The following is a 23,225-nucleotide window of genomic DNA, read 5'->3' on the forward strand; positions in this document are numbered from 1 at the left end:
CCCCCCCCCCCCCCCCCCCCCCCCCCCCCCCCCCCCCCCCCGCCCCCCCCCCCCCCCCCCCCCCCCCCCCCCCCCGCGCCCCCGCCCGCCCCCCCCCCCCCCCCCGGCCGGTCCTGCCCGACGGGAGCGGCCGTTACGCCACCGCTTCCCCGTCAGCGGACGGCGTCCCCGGTTGACCGAAGGCCTACAGGCAGAGGCCGCTCATCGTGCTCCACAACTGTGGTTCAGTTCCAGACCTTGCCGTAGAAGAACCCGCCGGTGCCACGCTCGTAGTAGTGCTGCCCGTACAGACCGCCCACGCACGCGCTCTTGGTCTCCAGGGGGTTGGTGGCGAAGGAGCCGACCATCACGCCGGTGTCGGCGTCCCAGAGCTCGGCCCGCCCCCAGTAGGCGAGGGCGGTGTGGGTGCCGGAGAAGCAGACCTGGTGGTTGCCGTTGGCGGGCACGCTTCCGCTGGTGCAGGTGTATCCCTCACAGACGGAGGAGGCCGCGCTCGCGGGGCCGGCGGCGAGCAGGCCGAAGGTGGCTATCGCGAGGGTCGTCACGACAGCCTGGCCGATCTTCTTCACGGTGACTCCAAGTTCTTCAGGAAGGTGGCTGGACGACGCAATCTCCTGCTTGCCTCGTCACAGGTACAGGTGCTGCTCGCTGCGGAGCGCACGGAACTCACTGTGCTGGTCCCCACCAACAGCCCGGCAACAGCCGACCAACATGAGGCCCACGGCACCCTCCTGTAGCGCGGTGCACGGCGTACTGGCCCACCGGCCTGCCAGGCGTCCACTTCCACGCCCGAGGCTCTCACCCGTGCATCGGCTCCGATGACGGTGGTGGGAACCGGGCCGACGGGCATAGAGACCGCGGTCGAGCTCGCGGAGGCGGCCCGCGCGTGACCCTGGTCTGCGGCGGGTGCTCGGTCCGTACCTGCACCACCGGCGCCGCCGTTCGGTGGCCCGGACCCTGGTCGCGCTCGACCGCCTCTTCGCGGCGCGGGCTCGGCCGCGCCATCGGGCCTGCCGCTGCGGATGAGCTGCCAGGCGGCGATGCCGATGGGTGCCCGGGTCGCCGACACGGTGCTCAGCGTGGTCGGGGGCGAGCGGCCCGAGACCCTCAACCGGCTGTACGCGGCCCAGTGCATCAGCCTGGGCCGTAACGACGGCCTCTCCCGGTTCGTCGACCGGTCCGACGTCGCCGTGTGGTTCAACACCGACGGTCGCCCGGGCCCGAAACGTTGCCGGCCCGTAGGCGGTCAGGGCCACCGCCAGAGAACCCGCGGCTGTCTCGGTCGGCCCTGTGCCCCCTCGGGGTTGGCCCTCGATGGCGGGCGGCTGGTGGGGGAGTGCGCACCGGCCGCAGGCCGGTGCTCAGCACCGCCGAGTCCGCCGCGGTGTCGGCACGGCGGACTCGGCGCGGCTGCGGCCGGGGCATGCTCGATGTGTTCGCGGAACGTGGCGACGGGGCCTGGATGACCTCCAGAGCTCGGCGGCCTCCGGGATGAGCCCGGACAGTGCCCCGGCGAGCACCCACAGCGCGGGGGCCGCGTGCTCCCCGGAGCCCGCCGTCATCGGACGCGGCACCGGTCTCGGCAAGCGATTGAGCTCCTCCGCCCGTGCGTCGCGGTCGACCGCATGAGGGACCGTTCTCTCCACACCCGACCCGGGCGATCCCGGTTGCGGGGACGGCGGGTCAAGGCTGAGGCGGCTTTGAGGGTGGTCGCCCCGCGTCCCGGAGGCAGTCAGCAGGTCGCAGTCAGCAGGTCGCGGAGTTCACGGAGCACGGGGCCGTCGGTGCCTTCCATGGACTCAAGGGCGGTCCGCCACAGCCGGTGGGCCTCCCAGGTCCGGCCGGCGGCCTGCAGGACGTGGCCGTGGGCGTAGTGGACGAGGCCCGTGGCGTGCCGGTCGCCGCGGGCCTCGGCCGACGCGAGGAACTCCGTGCACCGCGCGCGGGCCTCCTCCAGCCGGTCGAGCCGGACCAGGGCCAGGACCTGGCCCAGCCGGATCTCGCGTTCCGAGTTCCAGTGGGCGCCGCCGTCAGCCGGGATCCGCAGCCCTTCCTCGAAGCACGACAGTGCCTCGGCCGGTTCTCCCAGGGACAGGTGCGCCGTACCCGCGTTGCAGAGCGCCACGAGCTGTAGCGCGGGTATCCCCAGCCGCCGGGCTATGCCCAGACTCCTGTGCTGGTACGCGAGCCCCAACCGCGGGTCGGTGTGGGCGATGACGTTGCCCTGCTGCCCGAGGTGCAGCGCGTCGTGGAAGTCGCTGAGGCCGTCGGGCCGCAGCGCCAGGCTGCGGTCCAGGCTCTCGCGGGCTTCGTCGTGGCGTCCCAGAACGGCCAGCAACTCGGCGCGGTTTCCGAACAGCCTCATCATGGCGAGGTCGGGACCGCTCCCCCTGAAGAGGGCACCGGCCTCGTCCAGACAGGCCAGCGCGGCCGCCGGCTTCCCTTCGGAGTAGTGCGCCACGGCCAACTGGAACAACAGCCGCTGCTCCGCTTCCGGCTCCCCGCTGCGGCGGGCGAGTGAGACGGCGTGGCCGGCCAGCCGCTTCATTTTCTCCGCGTGGCCGCGGTCCGCGAGGTAAGGGCACAGGCATTCGATCAGGGCGAGCGTGCGCCGCAGTCCCAGCCGGCCGCAGCCGGGCTCTTCGGCCAGGAGGACCAGGTTCTCCAATTCGCCGTCTGCCCAGGCGACCGCGGCGGCCGCACTGGCGAATCGAGGGCCCGGACCGTCGGGCTGCCCCGCACTGGCCGAGCGCAGGCTCTGTCGGCAGCCCTCAACGGAGTCGAGGTACCACTCCAGCGCGCGCTCGGCGGCGTCGGCCCGGGCGTGCCCGGCGTCGGGGGCCGGTGCCATCTCGCGGGCGAAGTCCCGCACCAAGTCGTGTGGGGTGTACCTGCCCAGGCTCACTTCGTCGAGCAGGGCCACCTCGGCCAGGCGCTCCAGTGCCTGCTCGGCCCGGTTGGCCGGCACGCCCATGAGCTGGGCCGTCACATCGGTGCCGTAGTCGTGCAGGTCCAGGGCTCCCAGGCGCTCCAGAGCGCACGCCGCATCGCGGTCCACGGAGTCCGCGGAGGCCAGCAGCGCGTCGTAGGCCACGGCCAGGGAGCGGCGCACGCTGAGATCCTCGATTTCCAGGTGGTCGAGCCGAGCCCCTTGTACCGCCAGGCGGCGTGCCAGGGTTTCCACCGTCAGGGCGGTCCGGCCCGCCAGCCGGGCGCCCGCGATGCGCAGGGCGAGCGGCAGCCCCCCGCACAGCTCCGTCAGCCGGTCGGCTGCCGCCGACTCGGCGCGGGGCGTGGTACGGCCCGACACCCTCTGCAGCAGTAGTGCGCCGGCCCGTGCCGACAGCGGTTTCAGGCGGACGTGCCCGGCGGCGCCCAGCGCGGTCAGCGGCCGCCGGCTGGTGACCAGCGCCGCGCACCCGGACCCGGCTGGAAGGAGGGGCCTGACCTGGGAGGCCGAGCCCGCATCGTCCAGGAGGAGCAGGACGCGCTGGTCGGCGAGCGTGGACCTCAGGAGCGCGGCGGCTTCGGCGGTGTCGGAGGGGACCAGGCCGGGTGGCACGCCGAGGCCGCGCAGCAGGGCCGACAGCGCGGTCCCGGGCTCCAGCGGGTCCATCCCCGCAGTGGCGGCGTGGAGGTTGAGGTAGAGCTGACCGTGTGGGAAGTCCTGGCGCAGCTGGTGGGCCAGGTGGAGGGCCAGGCCGGTCTTTCCGACCCCGGCCATGCCGCTGATCACCGCCACGGTGGTGTGCCCCGTTTCGGCGAGGAGCACGGCGCGCAGCTCGGCGGTGTCCTCCTCGCGGCCGACGAAGTGGGACGGCGGCGAAGGGAGCTGCGCGGGCGGGAGGCTGGGCTGTGGCGGGGGAGACGTCCGCACGCCTGCCGCCGGCCGCGCGACGGGGCCCGCGGCCGGCGGGGGGAGGCGCTCCTCCGACAGGATCTGTTGGTGGGCCTGCTGGACCGCGGCCGCCGGCTCCACCCCGAGTTCGTCGACCAGGGACCGCCGCAGGTTCTGGAAGACCGCGAGTGCGTCCGCCTGGCGGTTGCCGCGTGCCAGCGCGAGCATGAGCTGGCGGTGGAAGGACTCTCGGAAGGGGTGCTCCTTGACCAGCACCCCGAGCTCGGTGGACATGCCCTCCAACCGGCCTTGCTGGAGCAGGGCTTCGAATAGGCACTCGTAGGCGTGGAGCCGGTGCTCCCTGAGCGCCTCGACGCGCGTGTGCTCGGCGAGACGGGGTACGTCGGCCAGCGGCGTGCCGCGCCACAGAGCGAGGGCTGCCTGCGCCTCGGCCGCGGCACGTGCCCACTCCTCGGCGCGTAAGGCCGACTGGGCCCGCTGGACGTGCCGCTCGAAATCGTCGCAGTCGAGCTCCCCTTCCGAGACGCGGAGCACGAAACCCTGGCCGACCGAGTTCAGCCGCACCGCTCCCTCGTCCCCCAAGGTCCGCCGCAGCCAGCCCACGTGGTTGTGCAGGGAGGCGGCGGCCGTGGTCGGAGGCTTCTCACCCCACAGCACTGCCATCACTTCGTGGGACGGCACTGTGCGGTTGGCGTCGAGCAGGAGCACGGCGAGCAGGGCCCGGGGCATCGGCCGGGGCAGGGGTCGGATCGCTCCCGCCCCGTCCCACACCGCCAGCGACCCCAGCACACTGAACCTCATCGGACCCCCCGGTACGGCCAACGCATGCCCGTAGTGTGTCAGCCGGGCAAGTCGATCACCTCATCAAACTGTTCGGTTTGCCGCCCGGGCCAACCTGCGGTGCTGTCCGCACCGACGGAGAGCCGCGGGACCGCGGGCGGGCGACGGAGTCTTGAGACAACACCATCACGACAACGCCAGGTTCATGCCGATGTTTCCGGGCGCTCCGGGCGCTCCGGGCCATCCGGGCTGCCGGCGGGGCCGCGCCCCCGAAGGTGCCGGTGAGGGAGGCGGGGGAGGTGACGGCGGTGGCGTCGTCGGCGGTGGCCCGGGTGTCGTTGGGTTCGCTCTCGGTCAGGGAGGCGCTGCCGCCCGGGGTGCCACAGGTCGTCTGCGGAGTGCCGCTTTAGGGGTTGCTGTCGATGATTCCGGCGGTGACGCTGCGGAGGTAGTAGCCACAGGTGGGCCGGTTCTTGAAGTCGTAGGTCCCGCCGGGGCCGAGATGCCGGATTTTGTAGACAAGGACCGGCCGCTGGACATCGCTGCAGGTTGCGGCGGCACCGACGTGGCGTTCACCCCCGCCGGTAGCGCGGGCGGGGGTGGCGAAGGGTCGTCATCGTCTGGGTCGAGGGCGGTGGAACTGGTCGTCTTCGCGCCGGCTCGACGACCGACCAGGCACGACATATCTTTCCTGGGTTCTCGTCCAGGTCGTGCGGCGGCCAGCGGAGGTCGCCGCCTGGTCACAGCAGCGTCATCCGGCTGCCCGGCTCACAGCGGAGGTCCTGCTCGTGTGAGCCCGCGGCCCGGTCGTTCGCGTGCGGGGTCTTCTCCCAGGTGAAGGGGGCGACCGCCAGTTGGTGCACCGCACGCCAGGCGGCGACGGACCAGAGCAGTGCGTACAGCGGCACGAACACGGCGTGCCACGGGGCCGCGAGCCGGGCGCGCCTGGCGGCGGCGAAGGTGATGGCGATCCACAGGGCGGCCGAACCGGCTTGCGCGGCGAGCACCGGAAGCATCAGGGCGGAGCCGGCCGAGGACCAGCTCCGGTCGAACACCGCGGCCACGGTGAGGGCGGTGATGAGGGGTTGGACCAGAGCGGTGACCGGGCCGGCGGCGACGATGCCGAGCAGGACCAGGATTCCGGAGGCTTGGAACCGGCGCAGTGTGTGACGGGGGTTGCGGGTGTGCACCGCTGTTGTCATCAGGAAGCCCTTGAACCAGCGGGTGCGCTGCCGTACGAACGGGCCGATGGTGTCGAGGGCCTCTTCCCAGGTGATCGTCTCGATGGTCTCGGTGCGGTAGCCGAGTGCGGCGCAGCGCATGCCGAGGTCGGCGTCCTCGGTGACGTTCCAGGCGTCCCAGCCGCCGAGGTCGCGCAGGGTGTCGGTGCGGAAGTGGTTGCTGGTCCCGCCGAGGGGGATGGGCAGCCGCAGGCGCGCCAGGCCGGGCAGGGAAATTCCGAACCGCAGCGCGTACTCCATGGCGAACTGTTTGGTCAGCCAGTTGTCGGCGGGGTTGCGGAACAGCAGTCGGGCCTGGACGCAGGCCAGTTGCCGACCGCGCGCCGCGAACCGGGCCGCGACGTGCCGCAGTTGTGCGGGATCGGGGCGGTCCTCGGCGTCGAAGATCACCAGGAGTTCGCCGCGGGCCAGCATCAGGCCCAGGTTCACGGAGCGGGGCTTGGTCTGGGGCGGCCCGGGTGGCAGCTGCACTACGCGCACGAACGGGGGCGGGTCGGCGGCGAGCACCGCCCGGGTGGTGTCCGGGTCGTGCCGTTCCACCAGTATCAGCACCTCAAGGCGGTCGGACGGGTAGTCCAGGGCGGCCAGGTGCCGCACCAGGCCGCCGATCACCCCGGCCTCCTGGTAGGCGGGCACCAGCACGGTGTAGGAGGGGAGGTCCGCCTCCGGGACCGGCGGATCCGCGAGCCCGCCGTGGCGGCGCCCCGCCAGCAGGCCGTTCAGCGCGACCACGCCGTGCAGCAGGCTGTAGCCCGTCACCACCGAGGTCAGCAGCGCGAGCGTGGGCAGCGGCACGAGCACCACGCCCGTCAGGACGCCCACCACGACGACGGTCAGGGCCACGAGCTGCCAGCGGGCGAAGCCGGACTTCGCCGCCATGTCCGGATGCCGGCGAGTGAAGCCGTCGGCCATCTCGTCGGCTATCCGGTCCGGCCACCGCTCCAGGATCCGGCGCTGCGTCTCGGCACCGCCACGTGCCAGTGCCGCGATCACGTCGGTGTCGAAGAGCCCCGTCATGCCACCTCCCCCATCGCCTTCGTAGGCATGAGAAGAACTATCAGTTCCTTGATCATCACGGTCCATCGGCATCCGTGGGCCGGGGCGATCGGGTCCCGGCAGGCCGCCCCGTCCAGCGCTTGCGGGTGGCGCGCACCGGGCGAAGTCTTGCCGAAAGCGACTCCAGCGGCCGACGGCTGTCCTATGCTGCGTGATCACCGACTCCACCGGGAGGAAGCCACCATGGCCGCGGAGAACACGCCCACGAGCCCTGAACCCACCGAGCAGGAAGCCCCCTCGGTTGCGGAGAGCCCCGCACCGGCCGCCCCCGCGACCAGGACCGGAGGCCACAAGGTCGGCCTCGCCCTCGAACTGGAGCCCTGAGCCGAGCTGCAACGGTACGCCGGCAGTTCTGCCGACGGGCGGCCGATCGCCGCAAGAGGCAACCACCGCAGGATCGGTTCGCCTGCCGTCCGGCCGTGGGGCGGCCGCGGCCGGCCATTGACGCAAGGGCGGGGACCTGGCTCGTGATCATGGACGGTGCGCGGAGGGACCCGCACCCATTACCGACCTCGCTCCGGGCCGAGGCCCCCGTGCGCCGCCGGCAGGCAGCCGGCGGTGCGCCGTTGTGGCTCCTGACGCGCGAGGCAGACGTCCGTGCCGCTCTCGGCGATCCCCGGCTGACGGTGGACCCGTCCTCCGTACACACCCGCCCGGTACACGACGGCTTCTCCCTCCCCGAGCCCCTGCACGACAACCTCCTGACCAGGGACGGCGCCGGCCACCAACGCCTGCGTCGCTTCGCCGCCGCGGCCTTCTCCGCGCGCCGAGCCGAAACGATGCGCCACCGCATACGATCCGTCACCGCGCAGCTGACCGCCGGCCTGGCCGCACGGCCCTCGGCCGACCTGATCACCGACTTCGCCATCCCGCTGCCGCTGACCGTCACCGCCGACCTGCTCGGCGTCCCCAGCGCCCACCGGCCGGCCCTCGCCGAATGGACGGCGGCCATGGTCACGCACAGCCGCCACTCCCAGCTCGACACGGCCGTCCACCACGTCCTCGACCTGATCACCCGCCTCATCGCACTGCGGCGAAGGAAGCCCGGAAGCGATCTGCTGAGCGCCTGGGTCACCGCACACGACACCCACCGGCAGATCACCGAGGACGAACTGGTCTCCCTCGCGTTCCAGATCTGGTGGGCGGGTATCGAGAACGTCACCCACGCCATCGGCCACGGCGCGCTCCACCTGCTCACCCACCCCCACCACGCCGACACGCTGCGCGGCGACCCGCGGCTACTGCCCGCCGCCGTCGAGGAAGTGCTCCGGCACACCGCGCCCACGGCCACGGCCGCCCCCCGCTTCGCGCGCACGGACCTCACGTTCGCCGGTGCACGGATCGGTGCCGGGGACACGGTGCTGCTCAGCCTCACCTCGGCGCACCGCGACCCGGCCGTCCGCCCCGACCCCCACCGCTCCCTTCCCGCACCCGCATCGAAGGCGCACCTGGCCTTCGGACGCGGCCCCCATCACTGTCTGGGCGCGGCCCTTGCCCGCGTCCAGCTCCAGACCGCTCTCGGTCACCTGCTGCACCTGCCCGGCCTCGCCCTTCTCCCCGACCGACCAGTCCGGTACCGGAACTCCCTCCGGCTCCATGGCTTCGACGAACTCCCCGTCGCTCTGGATTCAGCGGGCGCGTGACTCGGGCCCGCTCGTCCCAGCGCCCGGCAGGGTCGGCCTACGTGGCCGACTGAGGGATGACGAGAGCGCCGGCCGTGCCGACCGTGCTCGGCTGCGTCCCGTGGACGTCGCGTTGTGTCCCGGGCGAGGCCGTCGGCGCCACCGGCCGCCGTCTGGGCGATGGCTTTCGGTCACATCCACCCGGATTCCGGTCAGTTGATCATCAAATGGCGGCGGTCCCTCCCGGCTGTACGACGCGACGACCACTATCTGACCGGCCCGCCCGGCCATCGCGGCCCGGGCCCCGCCGGCCCCGGGCCGGGGGCGCGGCGGTGGGCGAGGGCGCGGTCTCCGGGCAGCGTGCGCCCTGACCTGCCGTGGCGGCGACTGGACCCGTCCGGGACCGCTGTGGCCGGGTGAGCTGCCCCTGCTTCTGTCGTGCGCCGGGGGGCTTCTGACCGTCTGTTTCCTGGCCGGGTGCGGTGGGTAGTGCGAGCTGGATCATGTGTGGCCGGTGCTCGGCCCTGGCAGGGAAGCGGAGATGACGGAGATACCTCGCGTGGTGGCGCCCGGAATACGTGGGCTGTGGTTGCAGTGACGTTTCTTCCGCCCGCCGCGACAGCATCGCCGCTGGTCGATCGGCTGCGTGAGTACCTCTGCGCGCGGATCGATCACCAAGGGCCGGTTCGTTCCGCTTGCGGCAGTCGTGTTCTGGAGTCCGTCTTGGCCTGCCGCCTGCTACAGGACGACGACCGCCACCCCGACGCCCTGGCCGGCGTCCGCTCCTACCTGCGCGCGACCGCCACCGGCAGCGGGGAACTGACCCCGCTGGACCGGGCCCTGCTCGGCATGCCGTCCGGCCGGGACCTGTTGGCGGGGTTCGATCACCACACCGCCGGCCGCAAGCGGCTGCTGATGAACGCGATCCTCCATGCCGCCGGGGCCGGCAGCGCCCCCGCCCCGCCGCCCACCACCGACCCCGCGGACGGCCTGCACACCTGGAAGCAGGCCGAGCTGACGGCCTGCCGGGTCATCCGTGACCGGGCCGCGGGCAACCCGGTGGCCGACGACGACCTCGACGCCCTCGCGGACCTGCTGCTCAAGCCGCGCGTATTCGAGGGCAACCACCTGCCCCACCTGCTGTTCCTGCACGCATTGCGCCCCTACCCGGCCTACCGGGCGGCCGTCCGGCAGGGGATCGACCTGCTGGTGGCCACCCAGCACGCGGACGGCGGGTTCAGCGTGGCCGAGTCGTTCGACACCTGGGTGACCTCGATCGCCGCGACCGCGCTCACCGAAGCCGGCACCGACCGCCAGACGCTGGCGCGCACCGCCGACTGGCTGGCCGCCCGCCAGGCCGGCGACGGCGGCTGGTCCTACACACCGCAGGCCACCCAGACCGACATGGACACCACCTACACGGCCATGGTCTTCCTGCACCACCACGATCCCGTCCGCTACGCCCCGCACCTGGCGGCCGGCTACGCCTATGTACGGGCCCTGCAGAACGACGACGGGGGATGGCCCACCTACCGCCGGGGCACCCCCTCGGAGTCGGCCATGACCGGCGGAGCCCTCGCCGTACTCGCCCAGCACCCCGCACCACACGCCCGGCAGATCGCGGCCGGCGTCCGGTGGCTGGCCGGGAGCCAGAGACCGGACGGCACCTTCGAGCGCGGCTGGAGCCTCGCGGACGGCAACGCGATCTCCCGAGCCGCTCACGGCCTGACCGCCGTCCGCGACCGGCTCCCGCTGCCTCCACCGCTGGCCGAGGCCGTCGAACAGGCCCTCGGCCGGGCCGCCGACCGCCTGGAACACACCCACAACCGCGACGGCGGCTGGGGACAGCAACCAGGCCGCGCCAGCGACCCCATCAGCACCGGCTACGCCCTCGCCGCCCTCGGCATGCTCCACCGCACCAGCCCGATCCCCTCAGCCCTCGCCTACCTCAGCGCATGTCAGCGCCCCGACGGCGGATTCGACGCCCCCGCCGACACCGCCGCCCCCCGCCCGATCCCCGTCGACGTCCCCGTCCTCGCACCCGCCTACGTGCTGCGGGGCCTGGCCCGCTGCGGGAGGTGACCCGGATGCCGTACGCGGCCCAGATCTTCGACTTCGACGGAACGCTCGTCGACACCGGCGACCTCAACGCCCGCGCCGTCCACGCCGCCCTCACCGCACACGGCTTCCACGCCGCCTCCCTGGCCTGGCTGCGCGAGGCGCCCCTGGCGGACCTGACGGCCCTGCGCGAACGGCTGCACACCGACCTGGGAGTGCGCCTGGGCTGCTCCGACGGCGACGTGGTGCGCTCGGCCCGCTCCCACTGGCTCGCCAACGCCCACCTGGCGGCCCCGATCCCGCCGATGGTGGCCCTGGCGCGTGCCGCCGCGCGCAGGGGGCCGGTCGCGGTCGCCTCGGCCAACGACGGCGCCATCGTGCGCGCCGGACTCGCCGCAGCCGGGCTCTCCGACGTGGTCACCGTCGTGGTCGCCCGTGAGGACGTCACCCGTCTCAAGCCCGCCCCCGACGCGTTCGAGGCCGCCGCCCGCCGACTGGGCGTGCCCGCCGCGCGGTGCCTGGTCTACGAGAACACCGACGAGGGCGTCACCGCCGCCCGCGCGGCGGGCATGCACGTCATCGACGTCCGCCACCCCACCCGCACCCTCCACCCCGACCGGGCACCCGACCCGGCCCCGGCGCCCGACCGCGGCCGTACCCTCCCCCTCGACGAACGCCAGGAGCGGCCATGACGACGGCAGGCACCCCCATCCCCACCGCGTCGGGAGCGCGCCCCGTGGTGGGCCACCTCCTGCCCCTGCTCCGCGACCCGCTGGGCTTCCTCACCTCCCTCCCACAGCAGGGCGACGTCGTACGGGTCCGGATCGGCCCGACGGACGTCGTCGTCCTGTGCGACGCGCACCTGATGCACGAGGTGCTCCGCAACGACCGCGTCTTCGACAAGGGCGGCCAACTCTTCGACCGCTACCGCGAGTCCCTCGGCGACGGCCTCGGCACCTGCCCCCACAGCCGTCACCGCCGCCAGCGCCGACTGGTCCAGCCGGCCTTCCACCCCGATCGCATGCCCGGCTACACCGAGATCATCGCCGCCCAGACCGCCATCCAGGTCGCCGCCTGGCGCGAAGGCCAGGTACTCGACGTGATGGCCGAAACGACCGCCCTGGCCGCCCGCAACGTGGCCGCGGCCCTGTTCTCCGACGCTCTCAGCCCCACCGCCCGCACCCGCATCGCCCAGGACCTGGCCACCATCATGGCCGGCATCTTCCGCAGGATGCTCACCCCGCCACCCCTGGACCGCCTGCCCACCCCCGCCACCCGCCGCTACTTCCAGGCCTGCACCCGCCTGCGCCACACCATCGACGAAGCCCTCGCCCAACGCCGCACCACCGACACCGACCACGGCGACCTGCTCTCGATGCTCCTGAGCGCGCGCGACACCGACGGCCGCGGACTGACCGACGCCGAAATCTCCGACCAGGCCGTCACCTTCCTCATGGGCGGCGCCGAAACCGTCGGCTGCACCCTGTCCTGGGCCCTGCACACCCTCACCCAGGCCCCCGGCCTCGAAGAGCGCCTGCACCACGAAGTCGACACCGTCCTGGCCGGCCGCCGCCCCACCCACGCCGACCTGCCCCGACTGACCCTGACCCGCCAGGTCGTCGACGAGACCCTGCGCCACTACCCGCCGGCATGGATGGTCACCCGCACGGTCACCACCGACACCGAGATCAACGGCCACCCCGTCCAGGCCGGCACCACCGTCATCTACAGCCCTTACCTCATCCACCACCGCCCCGACCTCCACCCCGACCCCGGCCACTACGACCCCGACCGCTGGGCACCCGAACGCCCCCAGCCACCGCGCCAGGCCTTCGTCCCCTTCGGCACCGGCGCCCGCAAGTGCATCGGGGAACAGTTCGGACTCATCGAAGCCACCCTCGCCCTCGCCACCATCACCAGCCACTGGCACCTGCGCCCCCTCCCCGGCGCCGGCCGCGTCCGCCCCAAACTGGTCGCCACCCTCATCCCGCGCGGCCTGCGCCTCCAAGCCACCGCCCGCACCACCACCCCACCACGCGCCGACGACCGCTGACCGAGCCGGGTCCTCACGGCCGTCTTCGGATCAGTCTGTTCGCCCCCGCAGGGAGAGCACGGCGCGGAGGGCCGGCGCGCTGTCGAGGAGGGCCGCGGATCGCGCGGTGATTGCTGCGTCCCTGGCGGCCAGCGCCGAATCGACGTCCCGCGCTCGGCGGCCATCGCGGAGCTGCGGCACAAGGGCCCGGAGCGGTGTGATGCGGTATCCGGCCTTGCGCAACTGGTGCACGATCCGCGCGTCGCGCACCTGGGCCGGTGTGTAGCGCCGGGTTCCGCGCGCGGGGTCGCGGTCGGGGACGACGAGGCCCTCCGCATGCCAGTGCCGCAACGTCGAGGGGCGTACGTCGAGGGCGGCGGCGAGCTCGGAGGTGCTCATCGCGTCCGAGGCGCATACGTCGTCGATCGGCTCGCGGGAGATCGCACGTGCGGCGTCCTTGGCCTGCGCCAGTTCGGCCCGCTCCCGGTCGAGTCGGGCGTGTGCCGCGTCGAGGAGGGCCAGGGCCTGCGCGGTCGGACCCTGATGGAAGGCCCGGACGATCTTCTTGGCCTCGATCGGCCCCGCCGCCGCGGCGAGGGACCGGTAGGCCAGGGCGCACTGCAGATGCAGCTCGCCGTAGGTCCGGTATCCCGTGGCCGTGCGCGCTGCGGGTGGGAGCACCCCGTCGCGTTCGAGGTTGCGGATCTGCTGGACGGAGTATCCGACGCCACGTGCGACATCAGCGGTGCGCATACCACCCGACTTGAGACTCGCCATATGAAAACCCTATGCCAGAGGCGGTTCCGGCGGCCGAAAGCCTCCACAAGCACGTGAGGGGAACACTGGAGCACATGACGAGTGAAGAGATCATCGGCTTCGTGAACACCCTCGACGGCGTCCTGACCCTCAGGCCCGCACCCGGCGACGGCACACCGGAAATCAGCTGGGGCGACACGTTCTTCTACTACGCTCCCGACGGCGTCACGCCGACGGCGTCCCAGCCCTTCGCCACCGTCGTGACCAAGGACTACCCCGATGACGAGTCGTCCCGCTTGGACAGGCCGGGCGCGTTCCGTGTGAACATCGCCGCCGGCAAGGACGCGTTCATCCGGTGGACCGGGCACGCGCCGCGCGAACCGGTCAGCGGCGAGGTCGACCCCAGCGCAGCCGACACCGTGATCGCGCACCCCGTGTACGGCAGCCTGGGCTGGCTGGCCGTGGTGAACCCGGGCGAGCGCACGCAGGCCGCAACCCGTGAGCTGCTGCGAACCGCCCACCACCTCGCCCGCTCACGCCACGAGCGACGCACTGAACCGACGGCATGATGAAGGGGCCTTCACTGTCCCCAACTGCACATGGGGGTCGCCATGGTCCACCCCGTCCCGCACGCTCATCTCAGACGGCTCCCCGGGCCACGGGCCCACCGAGAGCCGAGGCGAGTCCTGAGAGGACCGCTGCCACGATCCACCTGCCGATGCCCGGAATCGCGACAACCGCAGCAATAGCCCTGCCCTCCGACTTCCTCCCAGGTTGCACACTGCGCGGCCGGTCAGACCAACGACCGGATTGGACGAGACACGCCTGCCTTCCGCGAGAACGAACACATGACTTCGGGAGCCACCGGCCGAGGCGGCGGGTCGATGTTCACGAGAACCGGGGGCGGGACACCGCCTCCGGCCGCGAGAGGGCCTCGGAGCCGCGCCACCATGTCGCTCATGGCTCCGCCCGGGCGGAGCCGCCAACCTGAAGGGACCTTCAGGTCTTCAGGATTTCTTCAGCGGGCCCCGACGATGCTGTGCCGCGACGTCCGGGTGCAGGCCCCGGACCGCGCCAAGAGGCAGGGGTGGTCACAGTGAGTGAATCCGAGGATCAGTTCATGAATGGCGGCGAGCCGGGAGAGGGAGGCACCGGGACCACGGCGCGGAAGCCGGCACGCAAGGTTCGGCTCCGCGGCCGCGGAGCACGATGGGCCGCGGCTGGTGCCGCGGCGGTCGTGGTGCTCGGCGGCGGCGCGGCTGCGGCGGCCATCCACCACCACGAGGAGGAAGGACGCGGCGAGCGCAAGATGGCGGCCGGAGACCACGAGCGGAGCAACGAATCCCGCGAGGACTCCGAGCACCGTGAGGGACGCGACGGCCGGTACAGGGACGGTGGGCGCGGCCGACGTGCGGGCGACGCGCGTGTCCCTTCGACCGACGGCGCACCGGCACCGCTGCCTTCGCTCTCCGCAGCGGACGCCGTGAACAAGGCCGCCACGGCGGTCGACGACGGCAAGGTCGAGTCGCTGGCACCGGTCACGGAGCAGGGCGGCGGCCGCGGCTGGCGGATCGTCGTCGTCGGACCCGACGGCGTGCGGCACGCCGTGACCGTCGACGGCGCCGGCGGCACGCTGACCGGCAACACCGTTTTGGGCGGCTGAACCGCACCGATCGAGCGCCACGGCCCCGCCGCGCCGCGCAGAAAGGAGTGCCGCCGTCTTGGGCGTCACGACAACCCCTCGGGCGCACCGCCGCGCCCACCCCCAGGCCCTTCGCTCCGCGGTGAGCAAGGTCCCCGCGGTGACCGCGGAGTTCTGGATCGTCAAGATCCTCACCACCGGCATGGGCGAGACCACCTCCGACTACCTCGCACGCACCCTCGGGCCCGTTCCCGCGGTCGCCGGGGCCGGCCTCCTGCTGGCCGCCGCCCTGGTCGTGCAGGCCCGCGCACGCCGCTACGTCCCCGCCGTCTACTGGTCCGCCGTGGTGATGGTCAGCGTCTTCGGGACCATGGCCGCCGACGTCGCGCACGTCGCCCTCGGCGTGCCGTACGCGGTGTCCGCGACGGCGTTCGCCCTGATCCTGGGCCTGGTCTTCATGGTCTGGAGGTGGACCGAGGGCACCCTCGCCGTGGAGACCGTGGCCGACGGACGCCGCGAGGTCTTCTACTGGACCGTGGTCATGGCCACCTTCGCCCTCGGCACGGCCGTTGGCGACCTGACCGCGGCGACCCTGGGCTGGGGATACCTCCCCTCGGGACTGCTCTTCGCCGCCCTGATCGCCCTGCCGGCGCTCGCCCACCGGCTGCTCGCCCTCCCGCCCGTGCTCGGCTTCTGGTGGGCCTACGTGCTCACCCGTCCCCTCGGCGCCTCCTTCGCGGACTGGGCCGGCGTCGGCGCCGAGCGCGGGGGCCTCGGGCTGGGCACCGGGCCGGTCAGCCTGGTCCTCGCCGTGATCATCGTCGCCGTGGTCCTGTGGCTGGGCCCGGCCGACCGCCGCGCGACACGGTCTTCGTCCTGACCCTTCTGCCCCTGTCTCCTACTCGGTCGCGTACACCACCGAGTAGGGGGCAGGGGCATCGCTGTCGTCACGATCCGGTGACCGGTGGGGCAGTCAGGATGCGTTCAGGTTCCCGGTGACACAGTCGGGCCGCATGACCTACGAAACGACGGGGAGCCCTACGGCTCCAGGGGCAACCGCCCACTCGGACGACCGGCCCCGAGTCGGCGAGAGCGCGGGGACGCCTGCCGGGCGGATGCTGAACAAGGTGCCCGAGGTCACGATCTGGTTCTGGATCATCAAGATCCTGTGCACCACGGTCGGCGAGAGCTTCGCCGACTGGATCAACATGAACCTCGGTGTCGGCCTGCTGAACACCGCACTGATCTTCACCGGCACCCTGGCAGCCGTCCTGGCCTGGCAGCTCGGCACCGCACGCTACGTCCCGTTCGTGTACTGGCTCACCGTCGTGGTGGTCAGCGTGACCGGCACCCTCTACACCGACCTCCTCACCGACAGCCTGGGAGTGCCCCTGGCCCTGAGCAGCGGCGTGTTCGCCGGCATGCTCGCCCTGGTCTTCGGCATCTGGTACGTGCGAGAGGGGACCCTGTCGGTCCACAGCGTCACCACCCGGCCCCGCGAGCTCTTCTACTGGCTCGCGGTCCTGACCACCTTCGCCCTCGGCACCGCCACCGGGGACTGGACCCTCGAACTCACCGGCTGGACCGCGGGCGTCTCCGTGCTCCTGCCGCTCGGCTTGATCGCCGCGGTCGTCGTCGGCCGGCGTCTCGGCGCCAACGCCGTGCTCTCCTTCTGGCTGGCCTACATCCTCACCCGCCCGCTCGGCGCGAACCTAGGCGACTGGCTCGGATCGCCCAGTGGCGACGGCCTGGGCATGGGCACCGCACTGACCAGCGTGATCTTCCTGGTCGCCATCCTCGCCACGGTCGCGTACCTCACGCTCAGCCGCAGTGACGTCATCGAGGCCCAGGAACCGGCCCGTGCCCCGCGGACACCGAGCCCGGCACGTGAGCGGGGCATGCTGGCCTACTACGCCGTCGTGGCCGTCGCCGCCACCGCCCTGCTCGCCTGGGCGAACCACCAGCCGCACAGCGCTGCGAGCGAGGAAGCGGACACCCCGGCGCCCGTGGCCGGTCACCTCACCCCGCAGGAGGCGACGGCACCGTTCCCACCGGCCGATATCGCCACGTTCCGCACCATCACCGCCGACACCCTGGCGAAGGTCGACTCGGGTGACCAGCGCGCCGCGACCAGTCGCGTCACCGACCTGGAGACCGCGTGGGACGACGACCAGTCCACCCTTGAGCCCATGAGCGAGAAGGCGTGGGACTTCCTCGACGGCCGGATCGACGAGGTCTTGAGGGCCGTGCGCGCCCGGCGCCCCGACAAGGGCACCGAGGTCGACGCGCTCAAGACGCTCCTCGCCTCTCTCGGTGGAGCAGCCTGAGGGACCGTCGACGCCCCGGCGCATGTCCGTGCGCCGGGGCGGGCGGCCGGTGAAGCAGTGCCTGCGCGGGCGCTTGATCCGGGGGTTTACCGTCGTCTCACCGGGAACGGGCCGGACTCTAACCAGCGACTGCCTAGCGTCGGAGGAGACCTGCCGTCCGCTTCGTCTCCGGAAAGGCGCCATGATCATGCGACGTATCACCCTTCCTGCCGCCGTGCCCGCCTCCCGAGACGACCGGCCGGGACGCCGCGGGAGCCTGCCGTGACCACCGCCGGCACCCTGCTCCTGCGCTGCCGGGAAGCGGCCCGCACGCACGGCGACGAGCCGGCCGCGCCGGGCGCCGTGAACAGTGCCACGTGCGACGTCCACGCCGGCGACCGGATAGCCATCACAGGCCCTTCGGGATCGGGCAAGTCCACCCTGCTGCACCTCATGGCGGACGTCGTCCAACCCACGGCCGGAGAGATCAGCTGGCCGGGGCTTCCCCGAGTACCGGCCCGCGGGAAGGTCGGAGTCGTGCTGGCGGTACCCACCCTCGTGCCGACGCTGAACGTGACGGAGAACGCCGCGCTGCCGCTGGTTCTGGCCGGTGTTCCCAAGGAATCCGCGCGTCTGAGGGCGCTGCACTGCCTCACTGTCGTGGCAGCCGCCGAACTCGCCCACAAGATGCCCGCCGAACTCTCCGGCGGCCAGGCCAAGCACGTCGCCATCGCCCGCACCCTGGCCACCGCCCCACGCCTGATCCTGGCGGACGATCCCACCGGCGACCTCGACCACGCCGCGGGCCGGCGGGTCATGGACGTACTCTTCGCCGCTGCGGACGAGGCGGGAGCAGCCCTCGTGGTCACCACGCGGGACCCGGAGGTCGCAGGACGGCTCCGCGAGCGCTGGGCGATGCGCGAAGGACGTCTTGATCCCTCACCGGGCCCGCCGTCCCCGGTGGGAGGAAAGGCGGCCCGGTACGTGGTCCGGAAGCTGCCCGAGGTCACCCTCGCCTTCTGGATCATGAAGATCGCCGCCACCACCCTGGGAGAGACCGCGGGGGACCTGTTCGCCCAGACCCTGCGCCTGGGCTACTTCCTCACGACGATCGCCCTGTTCCTCATGTTCCTGGTGACCCTGCTGGTGCAGCTGCGGGCCAAGCACCACAACCCGTTCTTCTACTGGCCCGTCATCGTCTCCACGAGCATGGTCGGCACCACCGTGTCGGACTTCATGAACCGCGACGCCAGCTCCAAGTACCTCGCGAAGGGCACCACTGCCCTGGGGTGGGGACCACAAGGTCTCGGGCTCGGCTATCCCACCGGCGCGGCCATCCTCGTCTCCCTGCTCGTCGCGATCTTCGTCGTCTGGAAGTTCACCGGCCAGACCTTCGTCATCCGCGACATCGTGACCTTTCGCGGGGAGGCGCTGTTCTGGTCGGCGATCCTCGTCTCGAACACCCTGGGCACATCGATGGGCGACTTCCTCTCCGACAGCTCCGGACTCGGTTACATGGGCAGCGTCCTGCTGATCACCGGCGTCCTCCTCGTCCTGGTCGCCCTGATCCGGGTGCCGTTCGTCCCCAACGTCGTCCTCTTCTGGATCGCCTTCGTCCTCACCCGCCCCTTCGGTGCCACGGCGGGCGACTATCTCACCAAGCCCACCGCCAAGGGAGGTCTCGACCTGGGTACCGCAGGTTCCTCGGCGGTACTCCTGGCCGTGCTTTTCGCCTTCATGGCCTACGGCCACTTCCGCGACCGGGCACGCGGCGGAGGGGCACACGGCAAGATCCCGCGATAGCCGGTTGCGTACGCCGTCCCCCTCGCGTTCCTACCGAGGTACGGGCCGACTGCTCGCGGCCGCCGAAACGGCCGCTCGACCGCTGCGTTCCGGGAGGAGGAAGACGAGCATGACCGGCACGACGTGCGGCGCCCACACCGTGGACGGCAGGACGGTGGGGTCCGGCTGGAAGTTGAAGACGCCCAAACAGGTCCTTCGCCGGGTCCTGGCCGGCCTCCAGGCCGTCCTCGCGGACGTCGACCTTCGGGGCGATGTCCCTGAGGGAATCGGCGACCGGCTCGGTGCGCTCCCAGCCCATGCGGGAGGCGGCGTAGGCCTTCTTCGCGGCTTCCACGTCGCCGGCCCGGACCGCGTCGGTGAACTCCTCGGCCTTGGGCGGCGTGCATCCCGCCGGTGAGGCGGCGACGGCGGTCGCGCTGCCGATGCCGAGGAGCAGCCGGCGGGAGGCGGCAGACATGGACGCCTCGATTCAGATGGGTGGGGCTTGATCAGCCCGGAGCGGGTCACGAGCGGTGCCGCGCGAAGAGGTGCCGGCAAGGACTCAGTCCGAGGGGTGTTCGCCCTGCGCCACTTCCACCCCGCGGTGCAGCCATACGGCCCCGCCGAGGGCGGATGCGCCCGCAGCCGTGCACAGAAGGGCCATGGCCAGCAGGGCGGGAACGACGCGCCGCACCGGAGCCTGTGCGAGCAGCGCCTTGACCCGGGCGGGCACCGGTCCGGTGGTGCCGCGGGCCGCCGCCGTGGGCGCCTGCAAGCCGCCACGGAGGGACGCCGCGGCGAGTGCTGCCCGCCCCACGGCCCGGGCGGCCAGTCGCCGGTCCCCGCACGCACGCGCGGCGGCTTCGTCGGCTGCGCGTTCGGCCGCGAACGAGACGACCGGAACGACGGCGGCCAGCGCCGGATGGCACCAGCCGGCGAGCTGGGCGACGGACAGGAAGAGGTGGTGGCGGCCCGCCAGGTGGGCCCGCTCGTGCCCCAGGAGCGCCTCCCTCTCGCCCGGGTCCAAGGCCCGGAGCATGCCGGCGGTGACCACGATCCGGTCCGATCGGCGCATCCAGCCCGGCAGCGCGAAAGCGTCCGGCCGCTCGTCGTCGACTACGCACAGGCCCCCGGCCTCGGGCATCCCCGCCACCAGCTTCCGGACCGCGCGCAGTCGTCTCAGCTCCGCCCTGGCACCGCGGGCGCCCGCGGTCAGGCTCACGGCGATCGCGCCGCCCGCCAGCACCGACGCGCAGAACACGAGTGACGCCGGGCCCGCCTGGACGGGCTGGAGCAGATGGGCGAGGGCGGCGAGTACAGGCAGGCGCAGCGCGAGCGGCAGCAGCAGGGTGCCCAGGCACGCGGCGACCCCGAGCGCCAAAGCGGCCGTGCTGGTGGCCACCGCCCACAGGGCGATGTCCGGTCGCACCCGCTCGGCAGTCCGCCGTGCGAGGGGCGGCAGGACCCAGGGCAGCAAGAGGGGGACCACCAGCAGTGTGATCACGGACGGTCCTCCTGGAGGAGGCGGCGCAGTTCGGCCTCGTCGTGCGGATCCAGGCCCTCGACGAACCGCGCCAGCACCTTGCTCCGGTCGCTGCCCCCGTCGAGTTCGCGGTGCATCCGGCGAGCGGCGAGGCCGTGGGTGTCCTGAACGGCGAAATAGACGAAGCCGCGTCCGCCGGGCCGGCGTCCCACCAGTCCCTTGTCGTGCAACCGTCCCAGGAGCGTCGCCACCGTCGTGCGTGCCAGGTCTTGCGGGAGAGCCGCTCTGACCTGGGCGGCCGTCTGTGCCGTCCCGGCCGCCCACAGTGCGGCGAGCACGCTGGACTCAAGCTCCCCAGCGGGTCGGCGCTCGCCTTCGTCGGACATGGGTCCCCCTAGACCGCTTCGATCCCTGCATCGACGCAGGTTGACTACTGTGGTGTAGACAGCGTAGTGGCTCTCCGGCAGGAGGCTGAAGAAAGGGTTCGGCACCGCGTGTGACCGCTGGGAGCGGCGGCACGGAGTGAGGACGGGGCTTCGGGCCGCCCGCGCCGTGACGCGCTCGGCGAGGCGGCCCGTCAGGCAGTCGGCAGGGTCACCACGAAGCGGGTGCCTTCGCGGTGTGACGCGTCGTGGTGCACGTCGCCATCGGCGGAGCGGGCCAGGCGTCGCGCGAGCGACAGCCCCAGGCCGGCTCCGGTATGCCCGTCGCCGAGCTCGGCCCTCCGCCCCGGGTGGAAGAGCTGCGGAGCGAACCACGGGGGAACGCCTGGGCCGTCGTCCGTCACCTCGATACGGATACCCGCTGCCTCCAAGCGGGCGACGACGGTGACCTGCGAGTGCGCGTAGCGCAGGGCGTTCTCCAGCAACGGGCTGACCGCTCGTTCCACGATCGCCGCCGGGGCCGCGGCCATGAGCCGTCCGATCGGTGGTGCGATCCTGAGGGTGACCGCCGATGACGTGGTTCTCGGACCGGCCAGCCGGACCAGAGCGGCATGAACGTCGGCCGGGCCCCGGTGGGTGGAAGCTGCGCCTTGGGCTTCGTCCAGGAGGGTGTCGCAGATCGTTCTCATGGACGACGCCGCATCCTCGACCACTGCGAGTGAGTACCGCGTCTCCTCCGAGGAGCGGGGGCGGGTTCGCCACCAGTCGACCTCGGCCACGATGCGGGCGAGCGGGTTCCGCAGTTCGTGGGAGAGCTCCCGCGTCAGTTGCTGCTCGTGGAGGAGCCCGGCCCGGATCTTGTCGAGGAGCGCGTCCAAGGACGTGGCGAGCGCGGCGAGTTCGGCCGGGCGCCGGGTGGTGCCGAACCGGTCGTCGCCGGGCTGCGCGCTTCACGCGGCGGCCTGTTCCGTCATGGCCTGCACGGGGCGCAGGGCACGGCGGACCGCGAGACGGGTCAGGGCGTAGGTCAGGACGAGCATGGCTGCGCCCAGCGCGAGCGTGGCGTGCAGGACGGTGTCCGCCGAGGTCCGGTACGGGACGAGACTGACGGCTGCGACCACGGTGGCGGGTGCGCTTCCAGTGACTGGCGACGCGCACAGCCGCACGGGGCCCTGGACGGAGGCGGAAACGGTGATGCAGTGCGGTTGTCGATCGGCGGCGAGGGCGTCGGCTACCTGGTTCAACGGCCCGCCGTCGGCCGCGGTGGGAGGGGACTCCAGTCGCTCCCTGCCCGCGTAGATCCACACGTCGGAGTCCAGCGCGTCGTCGTCGGGCACTTCCACGACACGGGCCCTGCGGCCGTTGGTGTCCACCGTTGAGGCGACCGCGGCCGCTCTGGTGCGCAGGTGGTCGTCCGCCCGCTGGTCCAGCTGGTGGCGGACGATGGCGTTGAAGGCGACGACGAGGACGGCCATCAGCAGGGCCGCGACCGAAACGGCGATCAGCGAGAGCCGGCTGCGCAGAGTCGGCGGCCGGCGCCGGTCCGGGGCGCGTGCCGTCATGGCAGACGGTGTCCGATCCCTCGGCTGGTCGTGATCGTTCGCTCACTGCCCGCGGTGCGCAGTTTGCGGCGCAGCCGGCTCAGGTACTGGTCGAGGGTGTTCTCACTGACCTGCGCTCCCTCCGGCCAGCCGGCCCTCAGGAGTTCGCGGCGGGAGACGAGCGCGCCGCCGGCGGCGAGGAGTGCGGCCAGCAGCCGGAACTCGGTCGGGGTGAGGTCGACGGGGTTGCCTGCGGCGGTACAGGTGAACCGTGCCGGATCGAGGATGACGTCACCCACTGCCGCTGCGGACGGTGCGCCGGAGGCCCTCTTCAGGGCGGCGCGCAGCCTGGCGGCGAGTTCGACGAGGTGGAAGGGCTTGGCGAGGTAGTCGTCCCCGCCGGCGGAGAAGCCCGCCAGGCGGTCGGTGAGGTGGCGGTGCGCGGTCAGGAAGATCACCGGCGCGGTGAAGCCCGAGGCCCGCAGGGCCTGGCAGACGTCCCTGCCGTCGGCGTCGGGCAGTCCGACGTCCAGCACCACCGCGTCGAAGCGGTCGCGCGCCAGCCGTAGGGCGGTGGCCCCGTCGGGTGCGGGCACCGGGTCGAAGCCCTCTTCCCGCAACCCCCGCAGGATCACGCTCCGCAAGGGGTGGTCGTCCTCGACCACGAGGACGCGTCGGTCCACG

The 23,225-nt window shown here is 72.6% G+C and carries 19 protein-coding genes and 1 pseudogene; 10 read left to right on the plus strand and 10 right to left on the minus strand.

The window, feature by feature from the left end; genetic code table 11:
* Positions 1-224: 224 nt before the first annotated feature.
* The 3 genes from WDV06_RS08860 to WDV06_RS08870 all read right to left on the minus strand — a co-directional run bounded on the left by WDV06_RS08860 (position 225) and on the right by WDV06_RS08870 (position 6,897).
* A complete protein-coding gene (locus WDV06_RS08860) occupies positions 225-569 on the minus strand; it encodes a hypothetical protein (RefSeq protein WP_395509086.1) in 345 nt (114 codons plus the stop codon).
* A 1,163-nt stretch (positions 570-1,732) separates the two neighbouring features.
* On the minus strand, positions 1,733-4,660 hold the full coding sequence (locus WDV06_RS08865; protein ID WP_395509087.1) for an AfsR/SARP family transcriptional regulator: 2,928 nt from the start codon (positions 4,658-4,660) through the stop codon (positions 1,733-1,735).
* Between the two features lie 719 nt (positions 4,661-5,379).
* Positions 5,380-6,897, minus strand: coding sequence for a glycosyltransferase (locus tag WDV06_RS08870; protein ID WP_395509088.1), 1,518 nt, complete (start codon positions 6,895-6,897; stop codon positions 5,380-5,382).
* A gap of 222 nt (positions 6,898-7,119) precedes the next feature.
* Here WDV06_RS08870 and WDV06_RS08875 point away from each other — a divergent pair, with 222 nt between their 5' ends.
* From WDV06_RS08875 to WDV06_RS08895, 5 genes are all read left to right on the plus strand, one after another.
* On the plus strand, positions 7,120-7,260 hold the full coding sequence (locus tag WDV06_RS08875; RefSeq protein WP_395509089.1) for a hypothetical protein: 141 nt from the start codon (positions 7,120-7,122) through the stop codon (positions 7,258-7,260).
* A 242-nt stretch (positions 7,261-7,502) separates the two neighbouring features.
* Entirely contained in the window at positions 7,503-8,579 is a 1,077-nt protein-coding gene (locus WDV06_RS08880; RefSeq protein WP_395509090.1) for a cytochrome P450, read from the plus strand.
* A gap of 702 nt (positions 8,580-9,281) precedes the next feature.
* A complete protein-coding gene (locus tag WDV06_RS08885) occupies positions 9,282-10,640 on the plus strand; it encodes a prenyltransferase/squalene oxidase repeat-containing protein (protein WP_395509091.1) in 1,359 nt (452 codons plus the stop codon).
* A gap of 5 nt (positions 10,641-10,645) precedes the next feature.
* The gene (locus tag WDV06_RS08890) at positions 10,646-11,308 is read left to right on the plus strand and encodes an HAD family hydrolase (RefSeq protein ID WP_395509092.1); all 663 of its coding nucleotides are present in this window, start codon (positions 10,646-10,648) and stop codon (positions 11,306-11,308) included.
* Positions 11,305-12,669 carry a cytochrome P450 gene (locus tag WDV06_RS08895; protein ID WP_395509093.1) on the plus strand — a complete coding sequence of 455 codons (1,365 nt, stop codon included), beginning with the start codon at positions 11,305-11,307 and terminating at the stop codon, positions 12,667-12,669. The genes WDV06_RS08890 and WDV06_RS08895 overlap by 4 nt, the downstream gene beginning before the upstream one ends.
* 30 nt (positions 12,670-12,699) lie before the next feature.
* Here the strand turns inward: WDV06_RS08895 and WDV06_RS08900 are convergent, their stop codons facing one another.
* On the minus strand, positions 12,700-13,425 hold the full coding sequence (locus tag WDV06_RS08900; protein WP_395509094.1) for a MerR family transcriptional regulator: 726 nt from the start codon (positions 13,423-13,425) through the stop codon (positions 12,700-12,702).
* Between the two features lie 74 nt (positions 13,426-13,499).
* Between WDV06_RS08900 and WDV06_RS08905 the strand changes: the two genes are divergently transcribed.
* The 5 genes from WDV06_RS08905 to WDV06_RS08925 all read left to right on the plus strand — a co-directional run bounded on the left by WDV06_RS08905 (position 13,500) and on the right by WDV06_RS08925 (position 19,155).
* A complete protein-coding gene (locus tag WDV06_RS08905) occupies positions 13,500-13,973 on the plus strand; it encodes a DUF6194 family protein (RefSeq protein WP_395509095.1) in 474 nt (157 codons plus the stop codon).
* A gap of 668 nt (positions 13,974-14,641) precedes the next feature.
* Positions 14,642-15,067, plus strand: a complete 426-nt coding sequence (locus WDV06_RS08910) for a hypothetical protein (protein ID WP_395509096.1) — start codon at positions 14,642-14,644, stop codon at positions 15,065-15,067.
* Positions 15,068-15,125: 58 nt separating this feature from the next.
* A complete protein-coding gene (locus tag WDV06_RS08915) occupies positions 15,126-15,926 on the plus strand; it encodes a COG4705 family protein (protein WP_395509097.1) in 801 nt (266 codons plus the stop codon).
* Positions 15,927-16,161: 235 nt separating this feature from the next.
* Positions 16,162-17,373 carry a COG4705 family protein gene (locus WDV06_RS08920; protein WP_395509098.1) on the plus strand — a complete coding sequence of 404 codons (1,212 nt, stop codon included), beginning with the start codon at positions 16,162-16,164 and terminating at the stop codon, positions 17,371-17,373.
* Positions 17,374-17,634: 261 nt separating this feature from the next.
* Positions 17,635-19,155, plus strand: coding sequence for an ATP-binding cassette domain-containing protein (locus WDV06_RS08925; RefSeq protein ID WP_395509099.1), 1,521 nt, complete (start codon positions 17,635-17,637; stop codon positions 19,153-19,155).
* A gap of 181 nt (positions 19,156-19,336) precedes the next feature.
* Here WDV06_RS08925 and WDV06_RS08930 read toward each other — a convergent pair.
* The 6 genes and pseudogenes from WDV06_RS08930 to WDV06_RS08955 form a co-directional block, all read right to left on the minus strand.
* Positions 19,337-19,540, minus strand: a pseudogene (locus WDV06_RS08930) (imelysin family protein); the annotation flags it as partial.
* A gap of 156 nt (positions 19,541-19,696) precedes the next feature.
* Entirely contained in the window at positions 19,697-20,638 is a 942-nt protein-coding gene (locus tag WDV06_RS08935; RefSeq protein WP_395509100.1) for a M48 family metalloprotease, read from the minus strand.
* Entirely contained in the window at positions 20,635-21,003 is a 369-nt protein-coding gene (locus WDV06_RS08940) for a BlaI/MecI/CopY family transcriptional regulator (RefSeq protein ID WP_395509101.1), read from the minus strand. The genes WDV06_RS08935 and WDV06_RS08940 overlap by 4 nt, the downstream gene beginning before the upstream one ends.
* A 191-nt stretch (positions 21,004-21,194) precedes the next feature.
* Positions 21,195-21,878 (minus strand): sensor histidine kinase, encoded by a 684-nt coding sequence (locus WDV06_RS08945; RefSeq protein WP_395509102.1) that lies wholly within the window; start codon positions 21,876-21,878, stop codon positions 21,195-21,197.
* A gap of 72 nt (positions 21,879-21,950) precedes the next feature.
* Entirely contained in the window at positions 21,951-22,562 is a 612-nt protein-coding gene (locus tag WDV06_RS08950) for a hypothetical protein (protein ID WP_395509103.1), read from the minus strand.
* Positions 22,559-23,224 (minus strand): response regulator transcription factor, encoded by a 666-nt coding sequence (locus WDV06_RS08955; RefSeq protein ID WP_395509104.1) that lies wholly within the window; start codon positions 23,222-23,224, stop codon positions 22,559-22,561. The genes WDV06_RS08950 and WDV06_RS08955 overlap by 4 nt, the downstream gene beginning before the upstream one ends.
* Between the last annotated feature and the right edge of the window lies 1 nt (position 23,225).

Origin of the sequence: Streptomyces racemochromogenes, from assembly GCF_044129415.1 — a bacterium.
Lineage (GTDB): Bacteria > Actinomycetota > Actinomycetes > Streptomycetales > Streptomycetaceae > Streptomyces > Streptomyces racemochromogenes_A.

Bases quoted from the DNA above. Each gene is read 5' to 3' on its own strand.
- WDV06_RS08920 (WP_395509098.1), top strand. From the start codon at position 16,162: ATGCTGAACAAGGTGCCCGAGGTCACGATCTGGTTCTGGATCATCAAG.
- WDV06_RS08870 (WP_395509088.1), bottom strand. From the start codon at position 6,897: ATGACGGGGCTCTTCGACACCGACGTGATCGCGGCACTGGCACGTGGC.
- WDV06_RS08895 (WP_395509093.1), top strand. From the start codon at position 11,305: ATGACGACGGCAGGCACCCCCATCCCCACCGCGTCGGGAGCGCGCCCC.
- WDV06_RS08865 (WP_395509087.1), bottom strand. From the start codon at position 4,660: ATGAGGTTCAGTGTGCTGGGGTCGCTGGCGGTGTGGGACGGGGCGGGA.
- WDV06_RS08905 (WP_395509095.1), top strand. From the start codon at position 13,500: ATGACGAGTGAAGAGATCATCGGCTTCGTGAACACCCTCGACGGCGTC.
- WDV06_RS08890 (WP_395509092.1), top strand. From the start codon at position 10,646: ATGCCGTACGCGGCCCAGATCTTCGACTTCGACGGAACGCTCGTCGAC.
- WDV06_RS08940 (WP_395509101.1), bottom strand. From the start codon at position 21,003: ATGTCCGACGAAGGCGAGCGCCGACCCGCTGGGGAGCTTGAGTCCAGC.
- WDV06_RS08950 (WP_395509103.1), bottom strand. From the start codon at position 22,562: ATGACGGCACGCGCCCCGGACCGGCGCCGGCCGCCGACTCTGCGCAGC.
- WDV06_RS08900 (WP_395509094.1), bottom strand. From the start codon at position 13,425: ATGGCGAGTCTCAAGTCGGGTGGTATGCGCACCGCTGATGTCGCACGT.
- WDV06_RS08875 (WP_395509089.1), top strand. From the start codon at position 7,120: ATGGCCGCGGAGAACACGCCCACGAGCCCTGAACCCACCGAGCAGGAA.